We start from the raw sequence: 18672 nt of genomic DNA, 5'->3' as shown, positions 1-18672 counted from the left end.
CGCGAGAACGAAGTCGACGAAGCTCCGCTCCCGCTCTGGCAGCCCGGCGACCCGTGGCGCCCGGTCTCCCGGGGGGAAAGCGTGCAGGACCAGGGCGTTGCGTCGTGAGCACCATCGAATCGAGGATGACGGAAAGAGCGTTCGCGACCCCGCCCGAGCAGGCAAGGCGTCTGGGCATCCTCTCGTGCATCCATGGCAACCTCGAGGCGCTCGATAGCGTCTTGGCCGACCTGCGAGCGCGCGAGGTCGACAGCCTCCTCTGCTTGGGCGACCTCGTCGGCTACGGCCCTTTCCCCAACGAGGCCGCCGCGCGGATCCGATCGCTCGGCATTCCGACGGTCCTCGGCTGCTGGGACGAGGGGATCGCCGAGGGCAACGAGAGCTGCGGGTGCGCCTTCATCTCTGAAGAAGAGGGAGAGCTCGGGGCGATGGCGTTCTGGTGGACGGCGACGCAGACCTCGGATGAGACGAAGGCTTACCTAGGCACGCTGCCGTCGAGCCTGGCCTTCGACCTGCCCTGCGGGCGTCTCGTCGCCGTCCACGGGAGCCCTGCGAGCACGTCCGAGTATCTGACGGAGTCGACGCACGAGCTCGTGCTCTTCGAGCGGGCGGCGAGCGCGGGGTGCGACATCCTGCTGTGCGGTCACACGCACGTGCCGTACGTCAAGCACGTCGCAGGCGCGCTCGAGGTCCGCGCCGAGGCCACCGTCAAGGACCGCATCTATCGCGCGCGCTACGGCCAGCCGTCGCCCGCGCGCGCAGTGACCCTCGCTCCGAAGACGATCATCAACGCCGGCAGCGTCGGGGAGCCTCGCCACGGCGGCCTCGCTGCCACCTGCGTCATCCTCGATACTCGCTCGGGCGACGTCGAGCTGCGCGAGGTCGCGTACGACGTCGACAAGACGGTGCACGCCATGCGAGCGCGCGAGGTCCCGGAGACGTTCGCGCAGCGCCTTCGTCGAGGGCAGGAGCTCACCGGCAAGCAGAAGGAGGTCTTCTGTGCGTGCTGACTCGCCCGCGAGCGTCGTGCTCGTGGGGCTCGAGTCCGTCGGCAAGTCGGCGCTCTTTCGCGGGCTGACGGGCAATGCGACGGGAGACGAAGCGAACTTCCGCGGCTCGACCGTCGTCTGCCGCCGGTGTCGCTTGAGCGAGTGCGACTGCGAGCTCGTCGACACGCCCGGGATCCGTGTCGAGGGCGACAGCGCCACCGCGGCGCTCGCGCTCGCGACGCTCGGCGAGGCCGACGCCGTGGTGCTCGTGCTCCGCGCGCCGTACCTCACGAGCGAGGCTCGAACGTTGCTCCAGGCGGTGCGCCTCGGTGTGCGCCGGCTCGCGATCGTCGTCACGTTCGCAGACAAGGTCTCGTCGGATCTGGCGCGGGCCACGCAAAAGCTCCGGGCACGCCTCGGCGTTCCGGTCGTCTCGCTGAACGCGCGGGAAATGACCTCCGCCCGCCGCGCGGAGGTCCTCGAGGCGATCCGGGATGCGCGCCCGCTCACCGCGAGCGCCCTCGAGGAGCCGCTCGTGCAACTCCGCGCACGCCCACCGGCGCGGACGCTCTTCGAGCGCCCAACGCTCGGTCCGCTGACGGCGCTCGCGGCCATGGCGGGTCTCCTGACGCTCCCCGTCGTGTGTGCGTTCCACCTCGCGAGCTGGTTGCAGCCGCACGCCGACGCGGCGGTGATTGGCCCCGTCACGCGGGCGCTCTCCGGCGCATGGCCGCCGCTCGCGGCCGTCCTGGTGGGCCCATACGGTCTCTTGACGCTCGGCTCCTACTCTTTCCTCTGGGCCTTCCCGGTGGTCCTGCTGCTCGGGATTACGGGCAGCCTCGCCGAGGAGACGGGGCTGCACGATCGGAGCACCGCCGCGCTCGATCCCTGGCTGCGTCACGTCGGGCTCTCCGGTCGTGATCTCGTTCCGGTGCTGACCGGGTTCGGCTGCAATGTCGTCGCGGTGCTTCACTCGCGGGCGTGCTCGGTCTGCTCGCGAAAGGCCTGCGTCAGCCTCGTCGCCTTCGGGAGCGCGTGCAGCTACCAGATCGGCGCGAGCCTCTCCCTCTTCGGCACGGCGGGCCGCTCGTGGATGTTCGCCCCGTACCTGCTCGCCGTGTTCGTCGTCGGTCTCTTGCACACGAGGCTCTGGCACGGCGCGCTCGCGCGGCGCGCCGCGCTTCCGCTTCACGAGCGCGCGTACTTGCAGGTGCCTTCGGGGCGCGCCGTGCTCTGGCGCGTCGGCGCCGTGATCGAGCAGTTCCTCCTGCAAGCGATGCCGATCTTCCTCGTCCTTTGCTTCGTATCCGCTTTGATCGAGCACGCGGGCGGGATGACCGCGCTGTCCCGGGTCCTCGGCGCTGGCGTGCGTCTCTTTCACCTCCCAGAGGAAGCGTCGCTCGCAGTGGTCCTCAGCGTCCTTCGCAAGGACGGGATGCTGCTCCTGAACACATCGAACGGCGTCCTTTTGCGCTCGCTCTCAGTAGGGCAGCTGTTCGTCACCGTCTACCTCGCGAGCACCTTGACGCCTTGCCTGGTCACGCTCGCTGCCGTGCGGCGGGAGCTCGGCTGGAGAGCGGCAGGCGCGGTCGCGGGACGGCAGGCACTCACGAGCGTCGTGAGCGCGTGGCTCTTCAGCCAGCTCGTGCTGTGACGATGCGGCGAGGGCGGCAAGCTGCAGAGCGCGGCCCGCGCAGATGCAATAGAGTTTCATATACGCGGGCCCTGGGATACACGTCGTTCGATGCACGCGCTCCGTCGTTCGCCGCGCTCCGAGCCCTGCGCACCTCCGTGTCTTCTTGAACGGAATGTAGCGCTCGGGCACCTGCCGATTGGGCGCGGCGGGAGAACTTCCGGATCGTTCCGTACGAGCGCCTGAGCGCCTGCTCGCGCCCCTGCGGCGTCGCGCTGCGCGCCCCCGGCAAACTCGCTTACGTGTCGGGAGACCTCTCGCCTGACGAGAGGGAGAGCGACATCGTCGATTGCGCGACCCTCTGTCGTCGCGCCCCCGGCTGGGGCCTCGCCCGCGAGGATGGCCCTCCCACGCTCCGGGCCGGGATCCGCACGCGCGTGCCACCGCTTGAAGCGCCATGACGGGCTGGTCGGTTCTTCTCCTCGGGCTCGGGCTCGGACTGCGGCACGCCACGGACGCTGACCATCTCGTCGTCGTGTCCACCCTCGTCCAACGAGAGCCTGGCATCGCGAGAGCCGCGCGCATCGCCGCCCTCTGGGGCGCCGGACATACGGCCACGTTCCTCGGGCTCGGGCTCCTGGTCGTGCTTGCCGAGCTGCGATTACCTCCGGTGTTCGAGCGCATCACCGAGGTGATCGTCGGGGCGATGTTGCTCGGACTCGGGCTGTGGCACCTCGCGCGGAGTCGGACGTCGACCCGAGTGTCAAGGGCTCCCGCGACCACGCACGCGCGCCCCGTGGTCGCCGGCCTCGTCCACGGCCTGGCAGGCTCGGCGGGGATCGCTCTGCTCGCGGCGACGCCCATTCCCTCGCGAGCGCTCGCCGTCGCCTACCTCGGATTGATCGCGCTCGGCACGGTCGTCGGCATGGTCGCGCTGACCGTCGCTATGGCGCGCCCCATCGGTTGGACGATGCAGCGCGAGGGAGCGCTCACGCTGCGCGACGCGGGGTTCTGCTGGTTCCATCCGCTCGTGATGGAGCCGGAGCAGATCCAGAAGGGCCTCTTCGGCCTGATCCGGGTGCGCGGACCGAACGAGCCGGAGGATGACAACAAGCGGATCGTCGTGCTCGGGGACGTGCTCCTCAACGAGGACGGGGGCTTCTACGAAGAGCTCGACGACGACATGATCATGATGGACCGCGAGGGCAACGTCGTGCTCGTCAACGGCAAGACGTTGCCTGTGCTCGATGTGCATCCGGGCGCGCTCACGCGCCTCCGGATCGTCAACGTGGCGAACGGGCGCTTCTTCAACCTGGCGCTCCCGGGCCACACGTTCCGCGTCATTGGCACCGACGGCGGGCTGATCCCGAAGCCGTACGATGCCGAGAAGCTCCTGCTCTCTCCCGGCGAGCGCCACGACGTGGTGCTGATCGCCCAGGGCCGCTGTCCGAGGATGAGCTCGCCAACAAGGACGCGGTGATCCTGCCGCAGCGGTCCACGGTACGCATCGTGACGCGCTTCGATGAGCCGGGGATGTGGATGTATCACTGCCACATCCTCGAGCACACCGAGCGCGGGATGATGGGCGAGATCCACGTCGCGCACTGAATCAACGCTTGAACATCCCCATCAGCACTCGAACTTCGGCTCTCCCGCCCTCAACTCGGGCAGGTCGATGGTGACCGCCTGCCCCGTACAGGCCGAATTGCCGCATGCAGGCCTGCCGCCTGAAGCGGCCTCCTCGGACCCGGCTCAATCCGCGTGATAGATGACGCGTTCCCAGTCGGGAGGCGAGTAGTTCAGGTCGTTGTCCCCGCAGCGGTAGCCCACGTCGAGCGCTCCATCGACCGTGTGCCAGCACATCCGCTGATGCGGCACGGACTCCCCAGCCGCGTCATCGCATAACATCCGCGTCACCGGCTCTCCTGCCGGTGCGAAACCCCACGACGAGCGCTCGTCGAAGTACCACCCCACGCCGTTCTGCTCATGAACGCAGCCTGCCGCGTCACCGCACGGCCACAGCACGTCGGCCCGCGGCGCCATCGCGAGCAGCGTGAAGCTCTCCTCGCCCACCGGGCGGCAGGCGAGGAGCAGCTTCCGCTTGCTGCAGCGGGCGAGGATCTCGGAGAGCGCTGGCCCACTCTCCGCGAACTGGTTACTGAAGCACTGGGTCCAGCCGCTCAAGGACGAGGCCGGGACGCCCTCCTGCACGCCGGACCGCCAGAATGGGCAGTCCCCGTCGTCCGCGTCGCTGCATCCAGACGGACAGCAGCTATCGCCTGTCATGCACGCGGCGATCGCGCCGGTCGGCGTACCGCAAACGCCGTCCTGGCACGTCGTGCCGGCCGTGCACCCGTCGCCGTCGTCGCAGGCACCCCCCTCGTTGGCCGGCATGACGACACAGGTCCGGGCGGCCTCATCGCAGCTGCTCACCGTGCAGCCATCGTCCGGCGCGCCGCATCGGTTCGGAGCGCTGACGCAGGCGCCGCCGCTGCACACGTCGCCCACGGTGCAGAACCTGGAGTCGTCGCACCGAGTGCCGTCCGGAGCGAACACCGACTCCACGACGCATTGCCCAGCGCGGCAGACGCTCGCTCCGCAGGTGTTGTCCAGGTCGCAGGCCGCGTTCTCGTTGATGGGGTCAACGGCGCAGCCGGCTGCCGGATCGCAGCGCCCCACCGCACACTCCGAGTCGAGCGCGCTGCAGTCGCGGGGGGTGCCCTGACCGCACGCGCCGCCCGCGCAGACCTCTCCCTCGGTGCAGGCGTCGCCGTCGTCGCACGGCGCGCCCTCGCTGTCCAGGTCGGGGCGGATCACGCAGGCCCCGTCCACGCACGCAGCTGCGTCGCAGGAACCGGCGGCGGGAGGGCAGTCGCCCGCCGTCACGCACTCGCCGCCGGCGCTGCCCGTCGAGGTCGCGCCGCCCGAGCCGCCGGCGCCATCCATCGGTCCACCGGTCCCCAGGCCACCTGAGCCGCCCGCGCCTCCCTGGCCGCCGCCTCCGGCTGCGCCACCCCCGGAGCCGCAGGCGGCGGTCAGCAGCATCGACAGCAGAACCGAGACACAAGGGATGCTCCGCATTGGCGGCGGACCCTCTCACGAGCGGCGGCGGCGCGCAAGCACAAAACGCAATCTGATTGCAATTGCATCGCGATGGCTATATGATGGCGTCCATGCTTGTACTGCGAGCGCATGAGCACGGGCCCGGGGCCTGTGGTCGATGGCAGCGGCGCGGCGACGGGCGCCCGCGCCCCAGCAGGGAGATCCGAGGATGAAGCGGCTCGTCGTGGCAGCCCTGACGGCGGCAGGGGCGACCGGGTGCTGGCTGTTGCTCCGGACAGAGCGGCCCGCAGAACGTTCACCTGCGGAGGTCAAGGAGGAGGCGCGGCCCGAGAGGGCGCGCCCGCAGCGCCCCCGCGTGGTGCGCCGTGACTTGCCGGATCCCGTGGAAATCGAGCTAGCGTCGGCGGCGGCGTTGGCGCGGGGGGACGAGCGGCGGGTCGCGGGGAAGCGGCTCCCTCTCCAGCCGGCCGCCGAGGATCCTGACGGCACGGAGGATCCCGAGGGGAACGGAGACCCGCGTTCGGAAGCCGAGAAGCTTCGCCGGCCTATCATCCAGGCGATCCGTGGCGAACACACGAGCCCCGTCGCCCGGCGCGAGGCGATGCTCAAGGCGCTCGAGGACTCCGGAGAGGACCGCGAGCGCTGGACGACCGCGGCTCCGGAGATCTTCGCTTTTTGGCAGCGCGCGATGCCGGACGACGCCGGCGCCGTGCTGGACCCGGAAGCCTCACGCTGCTTCCGGGCCGGGTGCGAGGTCGACGTGCGCTTCGCCGATGAAGCTGCCTACGAGAGGGCGGCCGCGGCCCTGCGGCACCTCGCAGAGGATGCGCCTGGGCACGGGGGTCGCGTGCAGACGCCGCCGGAGCGCCTGCCGAGCGGCGAGGTCCAGGCGACGTGGATCCTCCTCCGGCCCGAGCGCACGGACTGACGCCCTCGGCACGCAGCCCGAGGGAGACGAGGTGCCGACATGAGAATGAGATGGAAGAGAGGCCGAGGAGAGATGCTCGGCGCCGCGGCGCTCACCTGCGCCCTCGCGCTCGGCGCGTGCGCTCCTGAGGCATCCTCGCCAACCGAGCGGCCCGGTGGCGCGGGCGGCGAGGGCGGCGAGGGCGGCGGCGGGGGAGAAGCCGTCGACCAGGTACGTCCGACGGTGGTGTCGATCTCTCCCGAAGACGGCGCGACCGGCGTGGCGCCGCACGAGCCGATCGTCATCGCCTTTTCCGAGCCGATGAACGAGGCGCTCGGCACGGTCCGCATCGAGCCCGGGGACGGGGCGCTCCAGGCCAACGCTGGCTCGTGGAGCGCCGACTGGACCACCCTCACCCTGGTGCCCTCCGCACCGTTGCCCTCCAGAGCGACGGTGACGCTCACGGTCGACGTGGACTTCGAGGACAGGGCCGGCAACGCGATGGACGCACCGTACACGGCCGCCTTCCGGACCAAGGATGTCGCCGCTCCCTACGTCGTCGCCGCGACGCCGACCGAGGGCGCCGCGCTGGTCCCGATCGCGACCGAGGAGATCACCATCACCTTCAGCGAGCCGATGGACCCCACCGCGGGCGAGCTGGTCGCAGGCGGCGATCTGGTCCTCGGCGAGAAGCGCTGGGACGAGCTCACCGTCCGTTACGCCGTGAGCGGGCTGGAAGACGACCGCGACTACGCGCTCTCGCTGGAGGGCTTCCGCGACCTGGACGGCAACCCGCTCGACGGCGCCGTGTTCCTGGCGGACGGCGAGCTCGACTTCACGACCGGCGTGGACTCGACGCCTCCCCACGTCGTGACCGCGGCGCCCGCGGAGGGGTCGAGCGACGCCGCGGTACACCTGACAAGCGCGGTCGAGATCACGTTCAGCGAGCCGATGGACACCACGGCCGGCGAGGCGACGCTCTCGGGCGACGCGCGCCTCGTCCCGCTTCCGATGGCATGGTCGCCGGATCGCCTGCGGATCTCGCTCGACGTCGCTGGGCTCTTGCGCGACGGCGCGGCGTACAGCGTGCTGCTCGCAGGTCTGCTCGACCAGAACGGCAACCCGCTCGACCCGGTGCCGCACCTCGAGGACGGGGCGCTCGACTTCACGACAGGCCGGGACACGCTGAAGCCGCACGCGGCCGCGTCGTACCCTGCCGAGGGAGATCAGAGGGTCTATCCGACGGAGATCTACGACAGCGACTCCATCGTCTCGGAGCGCAAGCGCCTCCGCGTGACGTTCAGCGAGCCGATGGATTCTAGCGTGACGCAGGCGAGGCTGATCAACACGACATCGGGCGCTGGCCGCGCTCTCTCGGGGACCTGGGCACCCGATGCGCTCTCGATCGAGCTCACCGTCCTCGCGTCGGACGGCGCCGATCACCCCCTCGACGAGGACGCGTTCTACGCGCTCGACCTCCGAACGCTCCGAGACGCAGCGGGAAACACGCTCGACACGAGCCATCCGTACCTGGGCAACGGCATCCTCAACTTCAGGACGATCGCATCCGACGCCGGCCTCAACCACACGTGCCAGCACACGCTGTTCGGTCCGTTCGAGAGCGTGCGCGCGACCGCGTCGCCGGACGGCGCGCCGTCGACCAGCGCCACCCACACGGAGTTCACGATCGACCTGCCATCGAGCGGCGGAGAGCCCACAGGGTATACCCGCGTCAGCGTTCCGGGCGGCGGGACGCGCGTGTTCTACTTCAATCAGCTCGTGCCCTTCGAGCTGTACGACACGTCCGCGATGGCCGCGCTATCGCTGACCGTCCGTCCGGCGCCCGATGCCTGCCCGGGCATCACCCATTACGCCGAGGCGACGCTCGCCGCGGACGTCTGGCACCGAGCGAGGTTCGGTCCGGTCTCCAGCCCGCCGCTCAAGATGGTGCTCGAACCCAGGTAGCTGCGCAGCCGGCGCGGCCACGACGGAGGCGCCGGCACACGCTTCAGTCGTGGGCCGCGCCGGGCGCGACGTTCATGTTCTTGACGTTCAGTCCCATCACGACGACCGCGCTGGGAGCGCCGCCGACCTGATAGCTGCGCGTGATCGTGAGGCTCCGCAGGCCGATCTCGTGCACCTCGCCGCCAGCGGGGTCCGTGACATAGGCGTAATCGGGGGCGAGCGCGAGGCCCGGTCGTACCGCGTCGTCGCACTGGAACGCGGGGACTGCCGCCGCGTGCGCCGTTATGGCTGCGCTGGCGAGGTCGAGCGCGTACACGTTCCCGTCCGCGGCGAGCGCGATGACCTGCTCGCCCCGGCCGGGCTCCAGCTCGAAGTGGCAGACCGGGGCGGGGAACTCGAACAGGCGCGCGGCGCCGTCCTCTGGCTCGATGGCGAGCAACGTGGACTCTTCGAAATCGCCGATCAGCGTGGTCCGCTCGACGTGCGACCTCAGCGTGAACGATCGCGCGTCCGCGCGGGGATAGGAGAGCTTCCGCGCCGTGGTCGTGCCGCCGTCTCGCCCTACCAGCAGCAGGCCGTCGTCGCAGGCGAAGGCAAATTCGCGCCCGATCGCGGTCTGGCCATGCAGGCCCGGGCACGGCGAGGACACGTCCTCGAGGACCTCGCCGTCCGCGCTCAGGACATTGAGCCCGAGCGGCAGGCCGCCTGGCTCATCCTCCGGCGGAAACGACACGAGGAACGTGTCACCGAGCGGCGCCGCGAGCCCGCGGTGCGGCTCCACCGGCGGGAGCGACAGGATCTCGGGCTCCTCGGCGTTGAGCGACGGCTCCTTGACCATCACGGCCTGCGCCGAGACCTCGCCCCCCGCGGTCCCGTCGAAGAAGATGGACAGCCACTCCTCGCGGGACACGAACGCGCCTGGGGACGCTCCTGGCAGCGAGAGGTCGAGGACCTTCGGAGGTGACTTGTAGATATGGATGTGATCCGTGTGATCCACGATGGCCACACCCGATCGGATGAACCGGACCTCCTCCGCGCCCACCGCGACCGCGTAGTCCCCGGACTCTGTCCCGTGAAGCGCCGCCGGGCCCCCGGCGTCGAGCTCCGCGATCACCTCCTCGTCCTCGATGTCGATGACGTGGAGGCTGCCGCTCCGGCCGTCACCGACCAGGACGCGCGCCCGCCGCCACGACGTGTGACGCTCGGCTTCCGGCGCATCTGCCCGGCCACCCGCGCCCGCGCCCGGCTCGGCCTCGCTCGAGCACCCGAGCACGGCGCCGAGAACGGTGATCGAGAGCGCGAGCCCCAGAGAAGTGCCGCTTTCACGCGCGAGCCCGCGACCGTGACGCCACCCGCTGGAGGGCCTGCGCGCCCCGTCTTGCCCCCTGTTCCTCCTCATCATCACATTCCTCCCATCTCCTCGATGATCACCAGGACCTCTGGTGCCTCGGCCGAGCCGAGGAGGAGCCGGTTCGGCGCCTTCCGGCGCAGGTCGAAGAACACGGCGCGCCCGAGCTCCGGGCACGCGTTCGCGGGCTGAACCGCCCGCGGGCACACCTCCTCGCCCGCCGCGTCGAGCAGGGAGAGCGAGGTGTCGTGAGCGACGAAGAAGGCGAACGTCGCGTCGACCCGAGGCTCGAAAACGCTCGCTCCACCGTAGCCGTCCTGCCCGCGCACGAGCGCTACCGTGTAGGCCGTGTGCACGTTGCGGAGCTCGTCGCCGGGAGCTTCAGGATCGGCGGACGCCGCCACCGACTCGAATGGACCGTGCACCACGTGCATGCACGCATGATCGGCCGCCGCCTCGGTCAGCTCGGCGCTCTGCGGCGGCGGAGAGCAGCCCTCAGGCACCTCTTCGTCGGAGCACCCGGCCGCCGCGAGCGAGAGCAAGAGCCCGAGGCGGCCGCCTCGGGAAAGGAGAGACCTCATGGCGGTTCAGGTACCACGACCCGTTTTCATTTGCAATCCGTTTGCATTATTGTTATGCGCCGGTGCGTTGCTGAGACGTCCTGGGAGATTCGAGGCGAGGCGAGCCGCGGCGCTGCGGGGGCGCTCGCGTCTTTGTTGCGCCGGGGCGGCGCTCGCCCTGCTCGCCGCGGTGGTCCCGGCGCGCGGCGAGGTGTCGCCGCCGAGGGCGATGGAGGCGCCGGCGCCGGCGTGGCCAGGCGGCGCGCCCAGCCCGGAGGACGTGCTCGTGCCCATCGAGCTGACGGTGCGGGCCGACGGCACGGTCGAGGACGCGAGGGTCGAGACGAGCGTGGAGCCGCGCCTCGATGCGGCGGCGCTCGAAGCGGTCAGGCGGTGGAGGTTCGAGCCGGCCGTTCGCGACGGCCGTCCGGTTGCGGCGAAGATCCGGGTTGCGGTCCGCTTCCAGGGCGAGGAGCAGCGCGTCGCCGCGCCGCCTTCCGGTGGCGCGCCGTCGCCGCCCGGGCCCGCCGCCGCGTCCACGCCCGCCCCCGCGCCCCCCGCTTTTGCCTCGGCCTCCGCGCCGCCCGCCCCTGCCTCGGCGCCCGCCCCCACGGCGGCGGCCCGCGAGGCGGCCGTGCGCCCTGCCGTGGAGGTCGTCGTCGCGGGAGCGCGCCGGCCCGCGCCCCCCGTCGCGGCCGGCGACTTCCGGGTCCACGTGGGGCAGCTCCGCGATGTCCCGCGGGGCTCCGCGGAGCAGATGCTCACGCTCGCGCCGGGGTTCTATCTCGAGAACCACTCCGGCGAGGGACACCCGTCGGCTGTCTTCCTGCGCGGGTTCAGCGCCGGCGAAGGGCAGGACATCGAGTTCGTGGCCGACGGCGTGCCGCTGAACGAGGTCTCCAACGCGCACGGACACGGCTACGCCGACTCGCTGTTCCTCATCCCCGAGCTCGTCCGGGAGCTCCGCATCGTCGAGGGGCCGTTCGATCCGCGCCAGGGCGACTTCGCGGTGGCCGGCACGGTCTCCTACGAGCTCGGGCTCGAGCCGCGGGGGGTGATCGCCCAGGCGGGTTATGGCTCGTTCAACGCGCGCGAGCTGCTCCTGCTCTGGGGGCCGGCCGGAACGCCGGCTGGCACCTTTGCCGGCGTGCACGCCGAGCAGGACGACGGCTTCGGGCCGAACCGGGCGCACGCGGCGGCGCGTTTCCTCGGGCAGATCGAGCTCCGGCGCGACGAAACGACCCGCGTGTTCGTGGCCGCGTCGGGCTACGTGACCCGGTTCGACAGCGCCGGCGTGATCCGGAAGGCCGACGTCGAGGCGCGAGCGCTCGACTGCCCCAAGGACGACGACAGCCAGTTCTTCTGCCTGTACGACCCCAACCAGGGCGGCGCCGTGGGCCGGTTTGGCGCGTCACTGCGGCGGGAGCACCGGGGAGAGTCGCACGCCGACACGGAACAGCTCTTCGCGACGGTGCGCAGGCTGCGGATTCGGGAGAACCTGACCGGGTACATGACCGACGTCGGCGCGATCGGAGAGCCCCAGCGCGGCGACGGGACCGAGCAGATCTACCAGGCCGTCACGGTCGGCGCGCGCGGCAGCACCACCCGCTGGCTCGACTGGCTCTCGCACCGGCAGGAGGCGGAGATCGGCTTCTTCGCCCGGTACGACGACGGGGAGACCCGCCAGAGGCGGCTCCGGCGCGCCTCCGGCGTGCCGTACCGGGTCGACTTCGACAACGACCTCGGGATCGGCAACATCGCGGGCTACGTGGCCGTCCGGTTCAGGCCGTGGCGCCCGCTGGTGCTCCGGGGCGGCGTGCGCCTCGACACGTTCTTCTTCTCCGTCGAGGACCGGAACCGCCCGACGTCCGATCGCAGCGGCGAGCGCGAGCCGTCGGACATCGTCGAGGCGCTCGGCGTCGCGCTCGGGCCGCGGCTCTCGGCGGACGTGACGCTCGCGCCCGGCCTGAGCGTCGTGGCGAGCTACGGCGCGGGCAGCCGCTCCAGCGACGCGCAGGCGCTCTCCGACGGCGAGTTCGCCCCGTTCGCGCGGGTGCACGCCGCCGAGACCGGCCTCGTCCTCGAGCGCGGCCGCGGCGGCCCGACCGAGCTGAGCGCGCGCGCCCTCGCCTTTTACACCCGCGTCGAGCGCGACCTCGTGCTGGACGAGACGCGCGGGCGGAACGTGCTCGCGGGCGCGTCGAACCGGTTCGGCGCCCTCGCCACGGCGCGGCTCGTCTCCTCCGCGGGCGTCGACACCCAGGCGAGCCTCACCTACGCCGAGGCGTACCTGCCGCCCGCGGGCGCCTCCTGGTACGAGCTCACCGCCGGGCCGCGAATGCCTTACATCCCCCGGTGGGTCGCACGGCTCGACACCTCGGTGCGCCGGGAGATCGCGCTCGCGGGCGAGCGATTCCAGGCCGGCCTCGCGCTCGGCGCTTCCTACGTTGCGCCGCGGCCCCTGCCGCTCGAGCAGCTCGGCCGCGAGACGCTCACGGTCGACGCCGCCGGGCGGCTGCGGTGGCAGATGGTCGAGGTGGGGCTCGAGGTGACCAACGCGCTCGACCGCCGCAATCACGCCGCCGAGTTCAACTACGCCTCGAACTTCGCGAGCCCGGATGCGCCGGTGTCGCGGCTCGCGGCGCGTCATTTCGCGGCGGCGCCGCCCAGGCAGCTCCTCGGGACGCTGCGGGTCTATTTCGATGCGCCGCCCGAGCCGGAGGAGACGAAGGATGCGACCAGCCCCTGACCGCGCGCTCGGCCTCGCGGCGGCCCTGCTGCTGCTCGCGCCCCTGCCCGCGTGCGACATGCCGAGCGGCACCGGCGGGCGGGAGGTGCGCTTCGCCCTGGAGCTTGCCACAGCGGCCGCTCCTGACAGGGCCGCCGGCTCGTTCACGACGAGCACGGGCTGGGACGTCACCCTGGAGTCGGCGGTCATCGCGCTCGGACCGGTCTACCTCTACGAGAACCCGCCCCACCTCGTCACGCGCGGCCCGGCGGGAGGGCTCTGGGACGCGCTCGTCCCGCCGGCGCACGCCCACGCGGGCAGCGAACACTTCTTCGGCGGCGAGGTGAAAGGGGAGTGGCTCGGTCAGGTCGCGCTCGACGCGCTCGCCCCCGGCGTGCGGCTCGGCGACGTCCCCGGCACGGCCGGCGGCGTCCGCTCGCTCTCGGTGGGGCTCTACCCTCCGCGCACCTCCATCGCAGGGGACGCAGGCCGGCTGGAGGGCCATCACGCCTACGTCGTCGGCGCGGCGACCCGCGGGGATCTCGAGATCCCGTTCGAGGGAGGGCTCGATATCGAGGCGGAGGGCAACAAGCGCGAGGTCGCCGGGATCCCTCTCACGGCCGAGCTCGATGACGGCGTGTCCGTGACCATCGAGCTGCACCTCGAGGCGTGGTTCGACGAGGCGCACTTCGATCGGCTCACCGAGAAGAGCCCTCGCGGACGGTTCCTGATCACCCGCTCGACCCAGGCGGGTGCGGCGTGGTTCATCGGTGCGCGCGGCGCCACCGCGTTCTCGGCCAAGGGGTCGCGCGCGGCGGATCAAGGAAAGAGCCTGTGACCGCCGCGCGGGCCCCGGTCTGCGTGAACCCCGGCATCCGGGGATGGAGATGACAGCCATGGTGCACAAGGGAATTTGCCGCTGGAAGCGGCGTGGGATGATCGTGGTCCTGAGCGGCCTCGTCGGGCCGGCGTCCGGGTGCGTCGCGGGCGACGGCGGATCGGCGTCCGAGGAAGGATCGCTCGCCCTGCGCGTGAGCGGCGAGGACGCCGCCAAGAAGGGCTACCCGGTGCTCAAGAACGGCCGCGAGCTCGCGTTCGTGGACGGGTGGACGGTGACGTTCGACAAGTTCATCGTCTCCCTCGGGGACATCGAGCTCAGGGGCGCTGACGGCGCCAGCGCGTTCAAGGACGAGTCCATCTACGTCGCCGACCTCCATCGAGGCGACCCGACCATCGCAGTGTTCGAGGGGCTCGAGGCGCGCCGCTGGGAGCGCTTCAGCCTCAAGACCCTCCCTGCCACGCCGGATGCGGTGAACCTGAACGGCGTGTCACAGGACGATGTCGAGCGGATGGCGTCGAACGGGTACAACTACTGGATCGAAGGCGCGGCGACGAAGGGCGGCGAGGCGTACACCTTCAGCTGGGGCCTCGTGAACCCCACGCGCAACTCGAACTGCACGAACGGCCTGGACGGCACGGACGGCTTCGTCGTGAAGAGCCATGCCACGACCGAGGCGGAGATCACCGTGCACGTGGACCACACGTTCTGGGACACGCTCGGCTCGGAGGTCGCCGACCTCCGCTTCGACGCGATAGCAGCGGCGGCGGGCGCCGACGGGCACATCGATTTCGAGGAGCTCGACGCGCAGCGCCTGTCGGATCTGAAGGGCCTCGGCGGCGGGCCGCTGCTGGACGAGAGCGGCGCCCCGATCGTCTACAACCCCGGCAGCATCCCGCTCGAAGCGAGGACGCTCAAGCACTTCGTGCTCGCCGCATCCGCCTCGCAGGCGCACATCAACGGGCTCGGCCTCTGCACGGTGAGCGCCCTGTAGTCCAAGGCGCTCGGACGTCGCGCCGCCCCCCCCCCGAACCAGCTGCTCGGGCCATTCCCTAAGGCTCTCGGCGCGGATCTCTCGCCGCGGGTTGCTCGCGATGTCGTCTCGCGCGCGCGTCCCGTCCGACCTGTCCCGTGACATCGGACGACCTCCGTTCACCCGCGCGTCACGACATCGAGCGGATCCAGCGGCGCCATGAAATCAATTGCAATTAAGTTGCAAGTGATCTACTTGTTCAATTGAGACACGATCGAAGGGCGGACCTGCGGGCCCGCCGCGATCGGCGGCCTGGCTTCAACCTGGAGTGCAAAGATGAGAATTGCGCGCGCAGCGTTTCCTTTCGCGATCCCCTTCCTCGTGGCCTGCTCGGTCTCTGCCGGCGGTGAGCCGGCGAGCCTCGACGAGGGCCAGAGCGCGCTCGAGGGCGGCGAATGCCCTCTCCTCGGAGAGGAGGCCATCGAGCACACCTGCTTTCACGCGAGCTTCGGCCCGTTCGTGACGGTGGCCGCGGGCGCGGATCCGGCGACGACCACGGCCGACATCAGCGCGGGACACACGGCGTACACGGTCAACCTCGCCGGCTCGGGCGGGGTCTTCGGGGGCGCGGTCCTCTACACTCCGGACGAGGACGGCGAGTTCGCGATCTTCCTGGATCCATCCGTCAGCGTGTCGGTCCTGGACTCGTCGGGCGCACCCGTCGCGATCGAGGACGACGTGAGCATCGACCCGACGGAGTGCTCCGAGCTCTCGCGAGCCCTCGTCGTCGATCTCTCGTCGGCGGAGACGTACGCGATCGTGTTCGAGCCGACCAGCGAGCCGAGCGCGCTGGTGCTGGTCGAGAGCCTCGCGGAGTTCAACGCGCCGGAAGGGATCCTCCTCTCCGCGTCTCGGCATTACAGCCCACCGTCGTGGGACGTCGCCGAGGAGGGCGTCGAGCACCCGTTCACGTTCGAGCTGCCCAGCGAGATCCCGGTCGTGAGCGGCAACGCCGGCAAGGGCTGGGTGGTGTTCGCCCATCGCGACGGCGAGAGCGATCCTTTCACCTACTGCTTCTACCAGGGCGGAGCGAGCGTGTGGCACCCGACGACGCCCGGGGACGTCGCCGCTGGAGAGCAATACGAGTTCGTGGCCTGCACGGACGGCGCCGTCCCCGGTGACGACGTGGTGGCCGACTACTTCAAGCTCAGCGTGCTGAAGGGCGACCGGCAGGCGGGCACCACGACGGTCGAGCTCCTCATCCTGGATGAGGGGTGCGGTGGACACGATCATGAGCACTGATCCAACACGGTTCGATGAAGAGCATTTCTACGGGAGGAACATGATCATGAAGAGCATCGTGCGCCTGGCATCCGTTTCCATGTTCAGCGTATTTTCCGCGGCGTGCATCGCGGATCCTTCCTGGGATCCGGAGGGCGAGCCTCTCGAGGACATCAATGAGGCCGGAGAGGCCTTGGTCTGCACCTCGATCGGCGCCACCGCGGTCAGCCACTCGTGCGCTCACGCCACGTCTGGTCCCTTCGGCTCGGTGACCGCGGACGCCAACCAGTGCTTTACGAACGCGAGCCCCAACGTCAACGCGACCCACAAGTGGTGGACCGTGACCCTTCCCGGCGCGGGCCCGTACGAGGGTACCGTGAAGTACCGCCCTGATGTCACGGACGACTACGCGATCTTCCTCGAAGATCCGAACGTTTCTGTGACGATCCTGGATTCGTCGTGCAATAGCATCACTCCGAGCTACGACATCTCGGTGAGCGGCTGCACCCATATCACGCGGGCAATAGGCGTCACCCTCACGGCGTTCACGACATACCGCATCAAGCTGTCTGACACGACCGCATCGCAGGAGCTCCTCATCGAGCGCCAGAACGGGTGCAACGCCGTCGACTGAGCCCGGCCGTCAGGGCTCCGGCTCGTGCTGGCGGAGATCCACGGCCTCGTGGCGCGTGTGCCCGCGGCCGTGGCGTCCGCGCCGAGCCGGAGCTCGCGCAGGCGCCCCGCGCCCCTCGCTCCACTGGAGCCAGCTCCCATCGAATGCGGTGAACGTCCGCCCGCGCCGGTGCGCGGGCGCTGCCGAGAGAGGCCTCGTCGTGAATCGAAAGCTCCCCGTGACCGTGCTGTCCGGCTTCCTGGGCGCCGGCAAGACCACGCTGCTCAACCACGTCCTCGCGAACCGCGACGCGCTGCGCGTGGCCGTGATCGTCAACGACATGAGCGAGATCAACGTCGACGCGGCGCTCGTCCGCGGTGGAGGCGCGGCGCTCTCCCGCGTCGAGGAGAGGCTCGTCGAGATGTCGAACGGCTGCATCTGCTGCACGCTCCGCGAGGATCTGCTGGTCGAGGTGGCCCGCCTGGCGGGCGAGGGGCGCTTCGATTACCTGCTCATCGAGTCGACGGGCATCTCGGAGCCGCTCCCCGTGGCCGAGACGTTCACCTTCGACGATCCCGAGACGGGCAAGAGCCTCTCCGAGGTCGCCCGGCTCGACACGCTGGTCACGGTCGTCGACGCGCAGCGGTTCCTCTCGGACTGGACGAGCGCCGACGACCTCCGGGCGCGCAGGGCCGCGCTGGACACGGGCGACGAGCGCACGGTCGCCGATCTGCTCGTCGAGCAGGTCGAGTTCGCGAACGTGCTCGTGATCAACAAGACGGATCTCGTCGGCGAGGACGAGGTCGAGCGGCTCACGGCGATGCTCCACCACCTGAACCCGGGCGCCCGGGTGATCACGGCCTGCCGCGGCCACGTCGATCCTCGCGAGATCCTCGGCACGGGGCTCTTCGACTTCGAGGAAGCGGCGCGCTCGCCCGGCTGGATGAGGGAGCTGCGCGGCGAGCACGTCCCCGAGACCGAGGCGTACGGGATCGAGAGCTTCGTCTACCGCGCGGGGCGCCCGATGCACCCGGAGCGGCTCTGGGACTTCATCCACGGCGCGACCGCCTGGGATGGAGTGCTCCGCTCCAAGGGGTTCTTCTGGCTCGCGTCCCGCATGGACGTCACCGGGGCGTGGTCGCAGGCGGGCGGCGCGGCCTCGTTCGAGGCGGCGGGCCACTGGTACGCGGCGCTTCCGGAGGACCAGCGGCCGGAGGACGAGGAGGAGCGCGCGGCGCTCGACGCCGCGTGGCATCCGGTCTGGGGCGACCGGCGGCAGGAGATCGTCTTCATCGGCGTCGACATGGCCCGGGAGGAGCTCACGCGCGGGCTCGACGCCTGCTTGCTCACCCAGGAAGAGATGGCCGCGGGGCCCTCCGGCTGGCGCCGGTTCGAGGATCCCTTCCCGGCATGGCAGGAGACACGAGAGCAGGAGAGCGAGGCCGAGCCTGCGCAGCCTCTCCACGCGTGAGGCCGCGTGATGTCGCGCATGCAGGACGGCGTGGCTCATCCTCGGCGGGCCCACGCTCACGGCGTGGCGCGTCGCGCACCGGCAGCGCGACGGCGACGCGCTTACTTGCCGCCGCCCTTCGAGATCTTCCCCTCCGTGAAGACCACGTGCTTGCGCGCGACGGGGTCATACTTCTTGATCTGCATCTTCTCCGTCATCGTCCGCTTGTTCTTCGTCGTGTAATAGCAATAACCAGTCCCAGCAGACGAGACGAGCTTGATGATATCGCGCACGGTGTGCCCTCCTTGTCGTCGCATGGCAGCA

16 protein-coding genes and 1 pseudogene are annotated in these 18672 nt (G+C 70.6%); 13 read left to right on the top strand and 4 right to left on the bottom strand.

What is annotated here, in order from left to right:
• Positions 1 to 125: 125 nt before the first annotated feature.
• The 5 genes and pseudogenes from WMF20_RS30485 (at position 126) to WMF20_RS30465 (ending at position 4230) form a co-directional block, all read left to right on the top strand.
• Positions 126 to 1010 (top strand): metallophosphoesterase family protein, encoded by an 885-nt coding sequence (locus WMF20_RS30485; protein WP_437605398.1) that lies wholly within the window; start codon positions 126 to 128, stop codon positions 1008 to 1010.
• Positions 1000 to 2643: a nucleoside recognition domain-containing protein gene (locus WMF20_RS30480; RefSeq protein ID WP_437605397.1), complete on the top strand. Its 1644-nt coding sequence runs from the start codon at positions 1000 to 1002 to the stop codon at positions 2641 to 2643. The genes WMF20_RS30485 and WMF20_RS30480 overlap by 11 nt, the downstream gene beginning before the upstream one ends.
• A 182-nt stretch (positions 2644 to 2825) precedes the next feature.
• Positions 2826 to 3083: pseudogene (locus tag WMF20_RS30475) on the top strand (DUF1636 family protein); the annotation flags it as partial.
• Positions 3080 to 4102: a hypothetical protein gene (locus WMF20_RS30470; protein WP_437605396.1), complete on the top strand. Its 1023-nt coding sequence runs from the start codon at positions 3080 to 3082 to the stop codon at positions 4100 to 4102. The pseudogene WMF20_RS30475 and the gene WMF20_RS30470, both read left to right, overlap by 4 nt.
• The gene (locus WMF20_RS30465) at positions 4099 to 4230 is read left to right on the top strand and encodes a multicopper oxidase domain-containing protein (RefSeq protein WP_437605395.1); all 132 of its coding nucleotides are present in this window, start codon (positions 4099 to 4101) and stop codon (positions 4228 to 4230) included. The genes WMF20_RS30470 and WMF20_RS30465 overlap by 4 nt, the downstream gene beginning before the upstream one ends.
• 144 nt (positions 4231 to 4374) lie before the next feature.
• Here the strand turns inward: WMF20_RS30465 and WMF20_RS30460 are convergent, their stop codons facing one another.
• Positions 4375 to 5667, bottom strand: a complete 1293-nt coding sequence (locus tag WMF20_RS30460) for a hypothetical protein (RefSeq protein WP_437605394.1) — start codon at positions 5665 to 5667, stop codon at positions 4375 to 4377.
• Positions 5668 to 6067: 400 nt separating this feature from the next.
• On the opposite strand from WMF20_RS30460, the gene WMF20_RS30455 reads away from it, so the two are divergent.
• Positions 6068 to 6613 (top strand): hypothetical protein, encoded by a 546-nt coding sequence (locus tag WMF20_RS30455; RefSeq protein WP_437605393.1) that lies wholly within the window; start codon positions 6068 to 6070, stop codon positions 6611 to 6613.
• Positions 6614 to 6652: 39 nt separating this feature from the next.
• The gene (locus WMF20_RS30450; protein WP_437605392.1) at positions 6653 to 8557 is read left to right on the top strand and encodes an Ig-like domain-containing protein; all 1905 of its coding nucleotides are present in this window, start codon (positions 6653 to 6655) and stop codon (positions 8555 to 8557) included.
• A gap of 43 nt (positions 8558 to 8600) precedes the next feature.
• On the opposite strand, the gene WMF20_RS30445 is transcribed toward WMF20_RS30450, so the two are convergent.
• Entirely contained in the window at positions 8601 to 9959 is a 1359-nt protein-coding gene (locus WMF20_RS30445) for a hypothetical protein (protein WP_437605391.1), read from the bottom strand.
• A complete protein-coding gene (locus WMF20_RS30440; RefSeq protein WP_437605390.1) occupies positions 9959 to 10486 on the bottom strand; it encodes a hypothetical protein in 528 nt (175 codons plus the stop codon). Before WMF20_RS30440 ends, WMF20_RS30445 begins: the two co-directional genes overlap by 1 nt.
• A gap of 67 nt (positions 10487 to 10553) precedes the next feature.
• On the opposite strand from WMF20_RS30440, the gene WMF20_RS30435 reads away from it, so the two are divergent.
• The 6 genes from WMF20_RS30435 (at position 10554) to zigA (ending at position 18369) form a co-directional block, all read left to right on the top strand.
• Positions 10554 to 13214: a TonB family protein gene (locus tag WMF20_RS30435; protein WP_437605389.1), complete on the top strand. Its 2661-nt coding sequence runs from the start codon at positions 10554 to 10556 to the stop codon at positions 13212 to 13214.
• Positions 13198 to 14031 (top strand): hypothetical protein, encoded by an 834-nt coding sequence (locus tag WMF20_RS30430; RefSeq protein WP_437605388.1) that lies wholly within the window; start codon positions 13198 to 13200, stop codon positions 14029 to 14031. Before WMF20_RS30435 ends, WMF20_RS30430 begins: the two co-directional genes overlap by 17 nt.
• 58 nt (positions 14032 to 14089) lie before the next feature.
• On the top strand, positions 14090 to 15025 hold the full coding sequence (locus WMF20_RS30425) for a hypothetical protein (protein ID WP_437605387.1): 936 nt from the start codon (positions 14090 to 14092) through the stop codon (positions 15023 to 15025).
• Positions 15026 to 15340: 315 nt separating this feature from the next.
• The gene (locus tag WMF20_RS30420) at positions 15341 to 16306 is read left to right on the top strand and encodes a hypothetical protein (protein ID WP_437605386.1); all 966 of its coding nucleotides are present in this window, start codon (positions 15341 to 15343) and stop codon (positions 16304 to 16306) included.
• The gene (locus WMF20_RS30415; RefSeq protein WP_437605385.1) at positions 16284 to 16919 is read left to right on the top strand and encodes a hypothetical protein; all 636 of its coding nucleotides are present in this window, start codon (positions 16284 to 16286) and stop codon (positions 16917 to 16919) included. The genes WMF20_RS30420 and WMF20_RS30415 overlap by 23 nt, the downstream gene beginning before the upstream one ends.
• Before the next feature lie 199 nt (positions 16920 to 17118).
• Positions 17119 to 18369 carry a zinc metallochaperone GTPase ZigA gene (gene zigA / locus WMF20_RS30410; RefSeq protein WP_437605384.1) on the top strand — a complete coding sequence of 417 codons (1251 nt, stop codon included), beginning with the start codon at positions 17119 to 17121 and terminating at the stop codon, positions 18367 to 18369.
• A 101-nt stretch (positions 18370 to 18470) separates the two neighbouring features.
• On the opposite strand, the gene rpmG is transcribed toward zigA, so the two are convergent.
• Positions 18471 to 18665: a 50S ribosomal protein L33 gene (gene rpmG, locus WMF20_RS30405; RefSeq protein ID WP_437605383.1), complete on the bottom strand. Its 195-nt coding sequence runs from the start codon at positions 18663 to 18665 to the stop codon at positions 18471 to 18473.
• Between the last annotated feature and the right edge of the window lie 7 nt (positions 18666 to 18672).

This window comes from Sorangium sp. So ce834 (assembly GCF_051521425.1).
Classification (GTDB): domain Bacteria; phylum Myxococcota_A; class Polyangia; order Polyangiales; family Polyangiaceae; genus Sorangium; species Sorangium cellulosum_D.
Note: the sequence above shows the minus strand (reverse complement) of the source record. Positions and strands in the feature narration are given on the sequence as shown.